This window comes from Dactylosporangium sp. NPDC049140, from assembly GCF_040648435.1.
Genome location: NZ_JBEZDS010000004.1, coordinates 193,619 through 206,677 on the forward strand (window position 1 = coordinate 193,619; position 13,059 = coordinate 206,677).

Annotated in this window: 18 protein-coding genes; 13 read left to right on the forward strand and 5 right to left on the reverse strand. The window is 74.5% G+C overall.

The genetic code is table 11. The features are described from left to right. The first annotated feature begins 97 nt into the window (after positions 1-97). The 5 genes from AB0B76_RS09790 (at position 98) to AB0B76_RS09810 (ending at position 4,364) form a co-directional block, all read left to right on the forward strand. Positions 98-1,276 carry an FAD-dependent monooxygenase gene (locus AB0B76_RS09790; RefSeq protein ID WP_360372266.1) on the forward strand — a complete coding sequence of 393 codons (1,179 nt, stop codon included), beginning with the start codon at positions 98-100 and terminating at the stop codon, positions 1,274-1,276. A gap of 74 nt (positions 1,277-1,350) precedes the next feature. Next, positions 1,351-2,118 carry a hypothetical protein gene (locus AB0B76_RS09795; RefSeq protein ID WP_360372269.1) on the forward strand — a complete coding sequence of 256 codons (768 nt, stop codon included), beginning with the start codon at positions 1,351-1,353 and terminating at the stop codon, positions 2,116-2,118. Between the two features lie 19 nt (positions 2,119-2,137). Next, positions 2,138-3,076 carry a serine hydrolase domain-containing protein gene (locus tag AB0B76_RS09800; RefSeq protein ID WP_360372272.1) on the forward strand — a complete coding sequence of 313 codons (939 nt, stop codon included), beginning with the start codon at positions 2,138-2,140 and terminating at the stop codon, positions 3,074-3,076. Positions 3,077-3,129: 53 nt separating this feature from the next. Next, entirely contained in the window at positions 3,130-3,810 is a 681-nt protein-coding gene (locus tag AB0B76_RS09805; RefSeq protein ID WP_360372275.1) for a DUF998 domain-containing protein, read from the forward strand. After that, the gene (locus AB0B76_RS09810; protein ID WP_360372278.1) at positions 3,807-4,364 is read left to right on the forward strand and encodes a hypothetical protein; all 558 of its coding nucleotides are present in this window, start codon (positions 3,807-3,809) and stop codon (positions 4,362-4,364) included. Before AB0B76_RS09805 ends, AB0B76_RS09810 begins: the two co-directional genes overlap by 4 nt. Here the strand turns inward: AB0B76_RS09810 and AB0B76_RS09815 are convergent. Together AB0B76_RS09815 and AB0B76_RS09820 are read right to left on the reverse strand one after the other, a co-directional pair. Continuing rightward, positions 4,354-4,875: a GNAT family N-acetyltransferase gene (locus AB0B76_RS09815; protein WP_360372281.1), complete on the reverse strand. Its 522-nt coding sequence runs from the start codon at positions 4,873-4,875 to the stop codon at positions 4,354-4,356. The genes AB0B76_RS09810 and AB0B76_RS09815 overlap by 11 nt on opposite strands. A gap of 8 nt (positions 4,876-4,883) precedes the next feature. Continuing rightward, complete coding sequence (locus AB0B76_RS09820) at positions 4,884-5,444, reverse strand: XRE family transcriptional regulator (protein ID WP_360372283.1); 561 nt, start codon at positions 5,442-5,444, stop codon at positions 4,884-4,886. Positions 5,445-5,518: 74 nt separating this feature from the next. On the opposite strand from AB0B76_RS09820, the gene AB0B76_RS09825 reads away from it, so the two are divergent. The 4 genes from AB0B76_RS09825 (at position 5,519) to AB0B76_RS09840 (ending at position 8,887) form a co-directional block, all read left to right on the forward strand. Next, on the forward strand, positions 5,519-6,238 hold the full coding sequence (locus tag AB0B76_RS09825) for a dienelactone hydrolase family protein (protein WP_360372286.1): 720 nt from the start codon (positions 5,519-5,521) through the stop codon (positions 6,236-6,238). 166 nt (positions 6,239-6,404) lie between these two features. Then, a complete protein-coding gene (locus AB0B76_RS09830; RefSeq protein ID WP_360372289.1) occupies positions 6,405-6,686 on the forward strand; it encodes a hypothetical protein in 282 nt (93 codons plus the stop codon). A 1-nt stretch (position 6,687) separates the two neighbouring features. Further along, a complete protein-coding gene (locus tag AB0B76_RS09835; protein WP_360372292.1) occupies positions 6,688-6,990 on the forward strand; it encodes a hypothetical protein in 303 nt (100 codons plus the stop codon). Between the two features lie 223 nt (positions 6,991-7,213). After that, positions 7,214-8,887 carry an AMP-binding protein gene (locus AB0B76_RS09840; RefSeq protein ID WP_360372294.1) on the forward strand — a complete coding sequence of 558 codons (1,674 nt, stop codon included), beginning with the start codon at positions 7,214-7,216 and terminating at the stop codon, positions 8,885-8,887. Here the strand turns inward: AB0B76_RS09840 and AB0B76_RS09845 are convergent. Beyond that, complete coding sequence (locus AB0B76_RS09845) at positions 8,877-9,467, reverse strand: LysE family translocator (RefSeq protein WP_360372297.1); 591 nt, start codon at positions 9,465-9,467, stop codon at positions 8,877-8,879. The two genes, AB0B76_RS09840 and AB0B76_RS09845, sit on opposite strands and share 11 nt — an antisense overlap. 82 nt (positions 9,468-9,549) lie before the next feature. Here AB0B76_RS09845 and AB0B76_RS09850 point away from each other — a divergent pair, with 82 nt between their 5' ends. Next, the gene (locus tag AB0B76_RS09850) at positions 9,550-10,002 is read left to right on the forward strand and encodes an Lrp/AsnC family transcriptional regulator (RefSeq protein ID WP_360372300.1); all 453 of its coding nucleotides are present in this window, start codon (positions 9,550-9,552) and stop codon (positions 10,000-10,002) included. Beyond that, positions 10,002-10,775 carry an SAM-dependent methyltransferase gene (locus AB0B76_RS09855; protein WP_360372303.1) on the forward strand — a complete coding sequence of 258 codons (774 nt, stop codon included), beginning with the start codon at positions 10,002-10,004 and terminating at the stop codon, positions 10,773-10,775. The genes AB0B76_RS09850 and AB0B76_RS09855 overlap by 1 nt, the downstream gene beginning before the upstream one ends. Here AB0B76_RS09855 and AB0B76_RS09860 read toward each other — a convergent pair. Further along, positions 10,772-11,344: a GNAT family protein gene (locus AB0B76_RS09860; protein ID WP_360372306.1), complete on the reverse strand. Its 573-nt coding sequence runs from the start codon at positions 11,342-11,344 to the stop codon at positions 10,772-10,774. The genes AB0B76_RS09855 and AB0B76_RS09860 overlap by 4 nt on opposite strands. Positions 11,345-11,360: 16 nt before the next feature. Between AB0B76_RS09860 and AB0B76_RS09865 the strand changes: the two genes are divergently transcribed. Next, a complete protein-coding gene (locus tag AB0B76_RS09865; RefSeq protein ID WP_360372309.1) occupies positions 11,361-11,651 on the forward strand; it encodes a hypothetical protein in 291 nt (96 codons plus the stop codon). Here the strand turns inward: AB0B76_RS09865 and AB0B76_RS09870 are convergent. Further along, a complete protein-coding gene (locus AB0B76_RS09870) occupies positions 11,632-12,141 on the reverse strand; it encodes an AAA family ATPase (RefSeq protein ID WP_360372312.1) in 510 nt (169 codons plus the stop codon). The two genes, AB0B76_RS09865 and AB0B76_RS09870, sit on opposite strands and share 20 nt — an antisense overlap. 23 nt (positions 12,142-12,164) lie before the next feature. Here AB0B76_RS09870 and AB0B76_RS09875 point away from each other — a divergent pair, with 23 nt between their 5' ends. Then, entirely contained in the window at positions 12,165-13,022 is an 858-nt protein-coding gene (locus AB0B76_RS09875) for a 2-dehydropantoate 2-reductase (RefSeq protein ID WP_360372315.1), read from the forward strand. Positions 13,023-13,059: the final 37 nt, after the last annotated feature.

Below are 13,059 nucleotides of genomic sequence, written 5' to 3' on the forward strand. Positions count from 1 at the left end.
GCTGGCTACCCGCATGTGCGGGTGGATAGGCTCCTGTCGCCCGATGGGCCATTTGTCCGTGCCACATTGTCGATATCTCATATACGTGGAGTACTCGATGGGTTCGTCACCGCTGCGCGTCGCCATCGTCGGATCCGGCATCGGCGGCCTCGCCGCCGCGGTCGCCCTGCAGGCCAAGGGCTTCGAGGTCGAGGTGTTCGACCAGGCGGGCGAGCTGAGCGCGATCGGCGCCGGCATCGCGCTCGGCGGCAACGGCATGCGCGTCCTGGACGACCTCGGCGTCGGCCGGGCCGCCCGCGACGTCGCGAGCAACCTACAGCGCATCCAGTTCCACCACTGGCGCTCCGGCGAGATCTTCTACGAGCACCCGATGGGCGACTGGTACGACGAGCGCATGGGCGGCCCGTTCCTGGGTATCCACCGCGCCGACATGCACCAGGTACTCCTCGACGCCTACCAGGGCGAGCCGCAGCTCGGCCGGCGCGCCGCGGCCGTGCACGAGTCGCCCGACGGCGCCGAGATCGAGTTCGCCGACGGCACCAAGGTGCAGGCCGACATCGTCGTCGGCGCCGACGGCCTGCGCTCCGCGGTGCGCCACCACGTCGCCGGCCCAGACGAAGCCGTGTTCTCGGCAATGAGCTGCTTCCGCGGCCTCGTCCCGGCGCAGAAGGTGCCGGGCTCGGAGTCGATGGGCCTGACCTTCATGCTCGGCCCCGGCCGGCACCTGGTGATCTACCCGGTCCGCGGCGGCGAGCTGGTCAACTTCGTGGCGTACGTGCCGGACCCCGAGTGGACCCTCGAGTCCTGGTCGTCCAAGAGCGAGCCGGCCGAGGCGGTCGCGGCGTTCGACGGCTGGAACGACACCGTCGTGTCGATGCTGTCCAACGTCGAGGAGGTCGGCCGCTGGGCCCTCTACGACCGCGAGCCGCTGCGCAAGTGGAGCACCGACCGGGTCACGCTGCTCGGCGACGCCGCGCACCCGATGCTCCCGCACGCCGGGCAGGGCAGCAACCAGGCGATCGAGGACGCCGCCGCACTGGCGTTCTACCTGACCGCCGACGGGCTGTCGGTGGCCGAGGCGCTGCAGCGGTACGAGCACCTGCGCAAGGCCCGCACGCGGAAGATCCAGATGGGCTCGCGTGGCAACGCGGCCTGCTTCCAGGTGCCCGACGGCCCGCCGGCCGACGAGCGCAACGCGCGCCTGCAGTCGCTGCCGGACAACGTGGCCTGGATCCACGGGTACGACATCTTCGCCGACCTGCAGGAGACGAAGTAGACCTCGAGTGCCCGCCGGGCCTGGACCCCGGCGCCCTCCCCGCCCAGCTGCACCGCTGGGCGGGGTCACCGGCGATGCGGGACCTGGTGTCCGCGTTCGGCGGCGAGCTCCCGGGCGAAGATCTCCTCGCCTGGCTCGACGCGTTCTCCGACGCGCACTGGAACTTCCGCGGCCGCCTCGGCGGCGTGGAGCGCGACCGCATCCGCGTCGACCTGCCGCCGCAGCTGGCCGCGGCGGCCCTGGACGCGGCGGCGGGGCTCGGGCTGACGGGCAGCGCCGAGCCGCCCCACGACGAGTACGCCCACGTGCTCGTCCTCGGCGGCCTCGCCCGTGCCTGCCTGCAGCGCACCGAGCACGCCGCCCGCCTCGCCGCCGCCCGGCGGATCGGCTCCGTCGCGGCCCTGGGCAGCCTCCGCCCGCTCGGCCCCGAGGAGCGCGCCGTCCCCGGCGTCGAGGGCTGCGCGACCGAGGCGGACGCGCTCGCCGCTGGGGTGAAGGCCGCGTTCGGCGGTGACGTCCCCGTGCTCGTCGCGCCGCCGCGGGCGCCGGGCGCGGGCCGCGCGAACACCGCCGACACCTACGAGCACTGGGCCGCCCTCGCCCGCCCGCGGGCCGACCAGCGCATCCTCGTCGTCACCTCGCCGCTGTACGTGCCGTTCCAGCACTGCGACGCGATCCGGATCCTTGGGCTGCGGTACCGCTGCGGCATCGACACCGTCGGCTTCGACCCGCTCCGGGCGAGCACGCCCCAGCCGCCCGGGGCCGCGGGGCCGGACCGCTGCCTGCAGGAGATCCGCTCCGCGATCCGCGCCGCCCGCGCCCTGCTCGCCGCGGTCGCCTGAGATGCCGCCGTCGCCTCAGATGCCGCCGTCGCCTGGGACGTGGCTCGACGAGCTCGCCGCGCGGTCGCCCACGCCCGCCGTCGCGGTGGCGGTGTTCGACCGGGAGCGGGTGCTCGCGCACGCCGTGCGCGGGGTCGCCGACCTGGGCACGGGGCGCCCGGCCACGCCCGCGTGCTGGTGGGACCTCGCGAGCCTGACGAAGGTCCTGGTGACGCTGCCGGCCGTGCGGGCGCTCGGCCTGCCGGGGGACCGGGCGATCGGCGAGCTGTGGCCGCGCGCCGCCGGGCGGGCCGCGGGCCGGGCGAGCGTCGACGACCTGCTCGCGCACCGCTCCGGGCTGCCGGCCACGGCGCGCTACTACGAGACGCTGCGCGGGCCGGCGATCGTCGACGCGGCCCTCGACACCGAGCCTTGCGAGCCGGGGCCCGTGTACAGCGACCTCGGGTACATCATCCTCGGCGCCCTCGTCGAGGACCTCACGGGCCGGCCGCTCGACGGCGGCGGCCTGCGGATGGGCGGCCCGGTGGCGCCCGCGGTCGCGACCGAGCGGTGCCCGTGGCGGGGCCGCCTCGTGTGCGGCGAGGTCCACGACGAGAACGCGTACGCGATGGGCGGGTACGGCGGCCACGCGGGTGCGTTCGGCACCCTCGGCCGGGTCGTCGCCGCGGCCCGCCCGTTCCTCGGCCCGCCGCCGCCGTGCCTGGCCGAGAGCGCGGCGGGGGAGCGGTTCGCGGCCGGGTGGTGGCTGCACCCGACGCGCGGGATCGGCGGGCCCGGCGCCGGCCCGGACGGGTTCGGGGCGACCGGTTTCGTCGGCAACCGGCTCTGGTTCGAGCCTTCGCGGGGGTACGGCGTGCTGGTGCTCAGCAACCGCATCCACCCGGTGCGCGGCGACCGGGGCCCGTTCGCGGCGTGGTGCGACGAACTTTTCTCCCGCGTCGCCGTCGAAATCCGCTGACCCTCTTCGACGCGTTGGCAGAAGCATCCAACGCCTCGAAGGGAACCACCACCATGACCCGGTACTCGCTCGCGGCCGGCACCGCCGCCGCGCCGCTGTTCGCCGTCGTCGCCCTCGCCCAGGCCGCCACCCGCGACGGCTACGACATCACCCGCCACCCGGTCAGCATGCTCAGCAACGGCGACCTCGGCTGGGTCCAGATCGCCTCGTTCCTGGCGACCGGGCTGCTGTCGATCGCCGCCGCCCCCGGCACCCGGGCCGCCCTGCGCGGCGGGCCCGGCGAGCGGTGGGCGCCGCGGCTGCTCGTGCTCATCGGCGCCGGCATGCTGATCGCGGCCGTGTTCCGGCTCGACCCGGCCGACGGCTTCCCGGTCGGCACCCCGCTGGGTCAGCCGACGTCGTTCAGCTGGCACGCGATCGTGCACAACATCGGCGGCAGCCTGTCGTTCTTCTCGATGATCGCGCTGTGCTTCGTGCTGGCCCGCCGCTTCGCCGCCGACGGGCAGCGCGCGTGGGCGTGGGCCGGGCGGGTCTGCGCGGTCGCGTTCTTCGCCCTCCTCGCGTGGGCGTTCACCGGCGGCGCGGACGGCGCCCTGACCCTGTTCGCCGGCGTGCTGCTCGCCTGGGGCTGGATCGCGGCCACCTCAGGGATCCTGCTCCGGCGGAGCTCCGGGTCGCGTCGGGGTTCTGCCCGGATGTCCGCAACGGCGCGGGCGACGACGCTCGTGGCATGACCTCCTCCTCGCTCGTGCGCACCGGCGCCATCGCGGCGCCGGTGCTGCTGTTCGGCTACGGCGCGCTGCGGCTCATCGACGGCCTCGACGGCCACCACGACAAGGGCGCCTGGATGTGGAACACCGGCCACGTCATGTTCTTCGCCGCGATGGCGCTGCTCGGCGCGTTCGCCGTCGCGGTGCGCCGGCTGCTGCCGTTCCGCGACTTCCGCAACCGCCTCGCCGCCAACCTCGCGGTGATCGCCACCCTCGCCGGCATGGTGGCGTTCCTGTGGGTCATCGTCGGCGACCTCGCGCCGCGCTTCGCCGACGCCGCCCCGCTGCCGTTGCCGCTGCAGATCGTCGGGCAGGCCGCGCTCGTGCTCGGCCTGGTGACGCTGCTGGTGCAGCTCGTCCGCGCGGGCCGGGCGCCGGCCTGGAGCCCGATCGCGGCGCTGTTCGCGTTCCTGATGATCCCGGTGAACCTCGACCTGATCCCGGTCGCCGCGGCCCTGCTCTTCGTCGGCCTGCTGCCGCTGGCCGGCGCCCGGCGCGGCACCCCGGTCAGGGCCTGAGCCGCTTGAAGAAGAAGCTGCAGTCCTCCAGGGTGCCGGCCGGGTCGGTGGCGTACTCGGGCACGATGCCGTACCGCGTCCAGCCCGCCGTCTCGTAGAGCCGCTCGGCGGGGCTGCCGGTCGCGGTGTCGAGCAGCAGCAGGCTGGCGCCCGCGCCGGCGGCGGCCGCCTCGGCGGTGGCCAGCAGCGCCCGGCCCAGGCCGCGTCCCCGTTCCCGGCTGTGCACCATGAGCTTGAGCACCTCGGCCCGGTGCCGGCCGTTGGGCTTGGGTTCGAGGGCGAGGCTGACGGTACCGATGACGGCGCCGTTGTCCTCGGCCAGCCAGACGTGCAGGGCGCCGTCGCGCACGGCCGCCTCGCGGGTGCGCCACCACGCGGCGGCGTCGCCCGGGCCGAACGGGGCCCGGAAGCCGACCGAGGCGCCGTGCGCGACGGCGTCGGCGAGGACCTCGGCGAGGGCGTCGACGCGGCCGGGGTACGCCCGCGGGGTGAGCCGGGTGATCGTGGGCATGGCGCTCCTCAGGGCATGACGATGAGCAGGACGTAGCGGACCGCCGCCGGCCCGGGGTTGACGAACCGGGAGGGGCCCCAGAGGCGGTACCGCAGGCAGTCCCCGGCCCCGACCGCGTGCCCGGCGCCGCCGACGGTGAGCTCGAGCCCGCCGTCGAGGACCCACAGGTGGTGCTCGAGCCCCGCGACCGGCGGCTCCTCGTAGGTGATGTCGGCCCCCGGCTCCAGCACCGCCTCGACCACCTCGCCGCGCAGCCCCGGGTGCGGCGGGGAGACCGAGCGGCGGGTGTACCCGGTCACGCGGTCCCGCCACACCGGCTGGGCCCCGGCCCGCACGAGCTGCGGCGGCTCCGGCTCGACCTCGGCGAGCAGGCGCGACATCGGCCGCCCGTACGCCGCGCACAGCCGGCCCAGCAGCGCCGCCGTCGGGCTGATCTCGCCGCGCTCCAGCCGCGACAGCGTCGAGCGGCTCACCCCGGCGCGCCCGGCGAGGTCGTCGAGCGACCAGCCCCGCTCGGCGCGCAGCTCGGCGAGGCGCCCGGCCAGCTTGGTCTCGAGATCGTCTCCCACATGCGGGACGATATCCCAGATCCGGGAGATGCGGCGGTGTGGTGGTCGTCACCGCGGGCTGGGACGATCGGCGCATGAGCGAGGTGTCCATCGACAGCGTCCACGGCGCGATGCCCGCGTACCTGGCCGTGCCGGCGGGTCCCGGCCCGCACCCGGGCGTCGTCGTCATCCACGACGCCATGGGCATGGGCCAGGACACCCGCGACCAGGCCGACTGGCTGGCCGGGGAGGGGTACCTCGCGCTGGCCCCGGACCTGTTCTTCTGGGGCCGGCCGATGACCTGCCTGCGCACCATCTTCGCCGACGTACGCCGCCGCTCGGGCCCGACCTTCGCCGACGTCGAGGCGGCCCGCTCGCTCCTGGCCGCCGACGAGCGCTGCACCGGCCGGATCGGCGTCATCGGCTTCTGCCTGGGCGGCGGGTTCGCGCTGCTGCTGGCGCCCGGGCACGGTTTCGCGGCGGTGAGCGCCAACTACGGCAGCGTGCCGAAGGACGCCGCGGACCTGCTGCGCGACGCCTGCCCCGTGATCGGCAGCTTCGGCAGGCGCGACCTGACCCTGCGCGGGGCGGCGACGCGGCTGGAGGCGGCGCTGACCGTGTGCGGGGTGCCGCACGACGTGAAGGAGTACCCGGACGCGGGCCACGGCTTCCTGAACGACCACGTGCGGGCGGGCGACCCGATCCCGCTGATGGTGCGCCTGGGCAAGCCGTTGCTGCGGTACGGCCCGCACGAGCCCTCGGCCGCCGACGCGCGCGAGCGCATAACGACCTTCTTCGCCGAGCACCTGGCGTGACGTACCCGAGCGTCATTACCGGGCGCGCAGGTGGTCCGGGGCGGCCGGGCGGGGGCCGAAGATGAACCCTTCCGCGCAGGTGAAGCCGGGTCACGCGCCCGGCGGCGACCGTTGGGCCCGTAACCGCCCCGTGCCTGGGGCGACACCCCGATACGAGGAGACTTCCGTGACCAGTTCGACCGCTGAGCGCCAGGAATCGGGCATGGAGCAGCAGGGCATGGGCATCGACCATCCGCTGCTGCTCGCCGCGCTCATGTCCCGCCGCGAGGAGCACGACAGCATCATGGACCACCCGTTGATGCTCGCCGCCCTCACCCGCCGCCGCGGCCGGCGCTCGGGCATCGAGCACCCGCTCTTGCTCGCGATGCTCATGCAACGCCGCGAAGAGGAGGGCGAGGGCATGATGGACAACCCGTTGCTGCTTGCGGCCCTGCTCTCGCGCCGCTGACATGGCCCAGGACGACAACGGGGGCGGCCAGCCGGTCGACGGCATGATCGACGACCTGATTCTCGACATCCTCAACGACGCCGGGCGGGGGGTGGGCGCACCCGCGTCGATGGTGCCGCAGCTGCCGCGGGGCACGCCGCTGCTGGAGCGGGTGCTGCTCGCCGAGGCCGTCGCCGGGGCGCTCGCCGACGCGCTCGCCCCGGCCCTGGCCACCGCCCTCACGCCGCGCATCCTGCACTTCATGGAAGGCTCCGAGCCGGCCCCGGCCAAGCGCCCGGCGGCCCGCTCGAAGCCCGCGAAATAAAGCCCTGCTGAAAGGCCGCGACAAAGCGGGCTCGAAGCCCGCGAAACAGACAGCGCAGCAACGCACGGCGCCTCCCGGCGGTTGAACCCGCCGGGAGGCGGCCGTGGCCGCGCCCTCGCCCGAGCGCCTCGCCGCCGGGCCACCCCGGAGGAGGCGGCGGCCGCGGAGCACGTGGCGTCGTCGCCGGAGGTGCAGATGTGCCGCCGGAAGTAGGCTGCGGGGCATGTCGTACGCGTTGTTCAAAGAGGCCCGCGATCTCCTGCTGGCCACGCGGGAGGACTACGCCGCCGCCCTGGAGCGGTTCCGCTGGCCCCGGCTCGGCGAGTTCAACTGGGCGCTGGACTGGTTCGACTCCGTCGCCGCTGGAAACGACGCGCCCGCACTGTGGATCGTCGAGGAGGACGGGCGCGAGGAGCGGTACTCCTGGGCCCAGATGTCCGAGCGCTCCAACCGCCTCGCCAACTGGCTGCGCGCCCAGGGCGTGGCCCGCGGCGACCGGCTCGTGCTCATGCTCGGCAACCAGGTCGAGCTGTGGGACACGATCCTCGCCGCGATGAAGCTCGGCGCGGTCATCATCCCCGCCACGCCCCTGCTCGGCCCGGCCGACGCCCGCGACCGGGTGCTGCGCGGCGGCGCCCGGCACGTCATCGCCGGGGCCGCGTCCGCGGGCAGGTTCGCCGGCGTCGACCCGGAGGTGACCCGGATCGCGGTCGGCGGCGAGGCCGAGGGCTGGCTGCCGTACACCCTCGGCGACGACCCGACGTTCACCCCGGACGCGCCCACGAACGCCGCCGACACCCTGCTGCTGTACTTCACCTCCGGCACCACCGCCCGCCCGAAGCTCGTGGAGCACACCCACGCGTCGTACCCGGTCGGGCACCTGTCCACGATGTACTGGATCGGCCTGCAGCCCGGCGACGTGCACCTCAACATCTCCTCGCCCGGCTGGGCCAAGCACGCCTGGAGCAACGTCTTCGCCCCCTGGAACGCCCAGGCCTGCGTGTTCATCTACAACTACACGCGCTTCGACGCCGCCGCGCTCATGCGCGAGATGCAGCGCTGCGGCGTGACCAGCTTCTGCGCGCCGCCGACCGTGTGGCGGATGCTCATCCAGTCCGACCTCTCCGCGCTGCCGTCCCCGCCGCGGCTGGTCGTCGGGGCCGGCGAGCCGCTCAACCCGGAGGTCATCGAGCGGGTACAGCAGGCGTGGGGAGTGACGATCCGCGACGGCTTCGGCCAGACCGAGACGACCGTGCAGATCGCCAACCCGCCCGGCCAGCCGGTCAAGCCGGGCTCGATGGGCCGCCCCGTCCCCGGGTACGCCGTCGCCCTCATCGACCCCAACACCGGCGAGCCCGGCGAGGAGGGCGAGATCTGCCTCGATCTCGCCGCGCGCCCGCTGGGCCTCATGACCGGCTACCACGGCGACGAGGCCCGCACCGAGGAGGCGATGGCCGGCGGCTACTACCACACCGGCGACATCGGCTCCCGCGACGCCGACGGGTACATCACCTATGTCGGCCGCGCCGACGACGTGTTCAAGGCCTCCGACTACCGCATCTCCCCGTTCGAGCTGGAGAGCGTCCTGATCGAGCACGACGCCGTGGTCGAGGCCGCGGTGGTGCCCTCGCCCGACCCGGTGCGCCTGGCCGTGCCCAAGGCCTACGTGGTGCTCGCCGCCGGCTGGGAGCCCGGCGAGGAGACGGCCCGGTCGATCTTCGAGCACTGCCGGGCGCACCTGTCGCCGTTCCAGCGCATCCGCCGCCTCGAGTTCGCCGAGCTGCCCAAGACCATCTCCGGCAAGATCCGCCGGGTGGAGCTGCGCGGGCAGGAGCGCGACAAGCACCCCGACCCGACGGTGCCGGCCGAGGGGGAGTACTGGGACGTCAGCCGGTGAACCGCTGCACCAGCAGCGCGGCGCCGAGCCCGAGCATCGCCGCCCCGGCCAGGCGGGTCGTCCACGCGGCGACCCCCGGCCGGGCCGCGGCCACCGCGCGCGAGACCGACCCCAGCGCCAGGTAGAAGGCCACACAGGTCAGCACGAACGTCAGCCCGAGCGCGGCGAGCTGCAGCCACACCGGCCAGGCGGAGGACGGGCGGCTGAACTGGGGCAGCAGCGCCACGAACAGCAGCAGGCCCTTCGGGTTGAGGGCGCTCACGGCGACGCCCTGGCGGAACAGGCCCGTCGTCGCCGCCCGTTCGAGCGGCCCCGGGCGGCGGACCAGGGTGCGGGCGCCGTGCCAGATCAGATAGCCGCCGCCCGCCACTGTCAGCGCCGTCATCGCCACGGCCGAGCGGGCCACGAGCGCGCCGACGCCGGCCGCGACCAGGACGGTGAGCGCCGAGTACCCCGCGGCGAGGCCCGCCACCGCCGGAAGGACCCGGGGCGCGCCCAGCACGAACGCCCAGTCGGGGCCGGGCACGGCGATCAGCAGCAGGGACAACAGCCAGAACGCGGCGAGGGCGCTGACGGGCATGCCGGCAACGTATCGACTTTTCCGCCGAAGGTGCTTCCAACTTCTGCCCCGTCCGGGCGCAAAAGTGGAAGGATCTGCCCCCGTGGACGCCATCGACCGGAAGATGCTTGCGCTGCTGCAGGACGAGGGGCGGCTGACCGTCACCGAGCTCGCCGCGCGGGTCGGGCTCAGCCTGTCGCCGTGCCACCGGCGGCTGCGGGACCTCGAGGGGCGGGGGGTCATCAAGGGGTACCGTGCCATCGTCGACGCGGATGCGGTCGGGCTGACGTTCCAGGCGCTCGTGTTCGTGACGATGCGGCAGGAGGACCGCGAGACGCTGCTCGGGTTCGAGGCGGCGGTCGCGCGGATCCCCAACGTCGTACAGGCGCAGCGGCTCTTCGGCGACCCCGACTACCTGCTGCGGATCGTGACCGCGGACCTCGCGGCCTACCAGCGGTTGGAGGACGATGTGCTCGCGGTCCTGCCCGGCATCCAGCGGCTCAACTCCACGCTGGTCATGAAGCACGTCGTGGCCGACCGGCCGCTGCCCGCCTGATGGCCGGGGACCAGCCGCACCCGGCGCGGGTGTACGACTACCTGCTGGGCGGGCGCGAGCACTACGCCGTCGACCGGGCCGCGGCCGAGGCCGGGCTCGCCGCCAACCCCAGCAGCCGCGTCCCGCCCCGGGAGAACCGCGGCTTCCTGCGGCGGGTCGTGCACCACCTCGCGGCCGAGCACGGCGTGCGGCAGTTCCTCGACATCGGCACCGGCATCCCGACCTCGCCGAACGTGCACGAGGTGGCGCAGGCGGCCGACCCCGGGGCGCGGGTCGTCTACGTCGACAACGACCCGATCGTGCTCGCCCACGCCCGCTCGCTCCTGCAGGGCCGCACCGCCTACGTCGACGCGGACCTGCGCGACGCCGAGCGGCTCCTCGCCGCGCCCGGGCTGCGGGCGACGATCGACCTGCGCCGGCCCGTCGCCCTCATGCTCGTCGCGGTCCTGCACTTCGTCGAGGACGACGACAAGCCGCACGACGTCGTGCGCCGCCTCGTCGACGCGCTGCCGCCCGGCAGCTTCCTCGCCCTGTCGCACCTGACCGGCGACTTCGACCCGGCGGCGTGGGAGCGGGTCGCCGCCGTGTACGCGCGCGACGGCGTCGCCATGCGCGTACGGTCGCGGGCCGAGATCGCCGCCTTCTTCGACGGCCTCGACCTGCTCGAGCCCGGCCTGACCGTGGTGACCCGCTGGCGGCCGGACGCCGAGGTGGACCGCCGCGCCACCGACGCCGAAGTTTCCGTGTACGGCGGCGTGGCCCGCGTCCGCTAGAGGTCCGCCCGGATCAGGCTGTACACGGCCATGTCGGCCCGGAGGCCCTGGCGGGTCGGGGCGAGGCTTCGCAGTACACCTTCGAATTGAAAGCCCGCGGCCTCGGCGGTGCGCCGCGATGCCGCATTCGTCGTGTCCGCCTGCAGGTGGACCCGCTCCAGGCCCACGTCCCGCAGCGCCCACCGGGCGACCGCCGCCGCCCCCTCGGCCGCGTAGCGGTGCCCCCGCGCCCACGGCGCCGTCCAGTAGTGGATCTCCGCGGTGCGCGCGTCCCAGTCGGCGCCGAACAGCGCCACGTGCCCGGCGAGCCGCCCGCCGGCCCGGGGCGCCAGCGCGAACCCGACGCCCTTGCCGTCCAGCCGCCGCTGCTCGATCCCGCTCGTGCACCACGCCACCGCCGTGGGCAGATCGGCGCCCGCGTACGGGTAGCCGACCGGGGCGCTGCCGACGAACGCCGCGTCCTGCCAGGCGGCGTGCACGTCGGGCGCGTCGGCGGCGGTGAACGGGCGCAGCAGGAGCCGTTCGGTGGTGAGCACGGTGCTGGGAAAGATCTCGCCGGGCCGGAGCATGCCCGAAAGATAGCCCGTGTCCGTCTCAGGAACCGGACCGCGGTGCCGATCGGGCCGGTATGCGACTGCGTCATCGGCTGCGCTGCTGCTCGCCCTCGTCGTCGGCGCGGTCGCCTGGTTCTGGGCGGGCCGGGTCGCCGGGCAGCTCGCCGGGCTCACCGGGGCCCTCGCACGCGTCGCCGAACGGGACCTGGCCACCACCGTGCCCGCCCGGCAGCGGGCGGTGGAGACGTCCCGGGAGGCAGCCTCGCGCCTGAACGCCAACGCCGCCACGCTGACCGCCCTGGTCAGCCGATTCCGGCTATGACCGTGGCCACTCGGTTTTCTACTACTCCCGGCGGCACCTCGACGAGCTCGTAGCCGAGCTCCCGGTACACCGCCGCGTGGATCCGCTCGAAGCGACGGGAGTCCTCGAGGCTGATGCGCCGGGCCCGGGTCGGCACGATGAAGCCCATGAGTCCCACGAAGAAGACCGTCCGCTCGTACGTCCCGTTGTTCTCGGCCGCCTTCCGCAGCGCTCGGCTGGGCGTCACGCCGAGGTAGACCGCGAGCGCGAGCGTGCAGGCCGGCGCGCGGTCGTGGATCTGCAGCGCGCTGCGCTGCGCCAGCCGCCGTTCGTTCTGGACCTGCAGGATGCGCGCGAGGAACGCGGGATGGTCCGTCTCCAGCTCGGGCGACTCCCCGATGACGTCGGTGGCGGCCTCGTCGACGACGGCGTACCCGAGCTCGCGCAGCGCGAGGGCGATCGTGGTCTTCCCGGCTCCCGGGGCTCCGGTGAGCACGTACCGGCGGGTCATGGCGGCTCCTATAGGTTTGGGGCATGGCAACGGTGGCGATCGTCGGCCCCGGCGGGGTCGGGGGACTGGTGGGTGCCCTGCTGACGCGGGCCGGCCACGACGTGGTGTACGTGGCGCGCCCGGAGACCGCGGCCCGGCTGAACGCGGACGGCATCGCGGTGCACAGCGTGCGGTTCGGGGATTTCACCGTGTCGGCGCGAGCGGTCTCGACCCTGCCCGCACCCGTCTCGCTCTGCGTGGTGGCAACGAAGGCCACGACACTCGGCGACGCTCTGGAACGCGTGCCGGCGGACGGTGCTGAGCTCATACTGCCACTGCTCAACGGCGTCGACCACATGGGGGTGCTGCGCGCCCGGTACCCGTCCGCGCGCGTGACGGCGGGCTCGATCCGCGTGGAGAGCACGCGGGTGGCGCCCGGGCGCATCGAGCACACCAGCCCGTTCTGCCTCGTCGAGCTGGCCGGCCCGGGCGCCGAGGACGTAGCCGCCGTGCTGTCCGGCTCGGGCCCGGACGTGCGCATCCGCCCCGACGAGTCCGAGCTGCTGTGGGACAAGCTGTCGATGCTGGCGCCACTGGCCCTGATCACGACGGCGGCCCGGGCGGGGGTGGGCACGGCGCGCGCACTGCGCCGCGACGACCTCGTCGACATGGTGTCGGAGGTGGCCGCGGTGGCCCGGGCCAACGGAACCACGACGTCAGCGGCGGCGCTCCTGGACGTGATCGACCAGATCCCGGCCCCGATGAAGTCCTCGATGCTGCGCGACGCGGAGGCGGGGCGGCCTTTGGAACTGGACGCGATCGGCGGGGCGGTCCTGCGGGCCGGGGTTGCCTTGGGCATCCCGACGCCGGCCACCGCGCGGGTGGTTCGCGAATTGAGCTGACAGCACGTTTGTGACTACGCTTGGTATTTACGGGCGT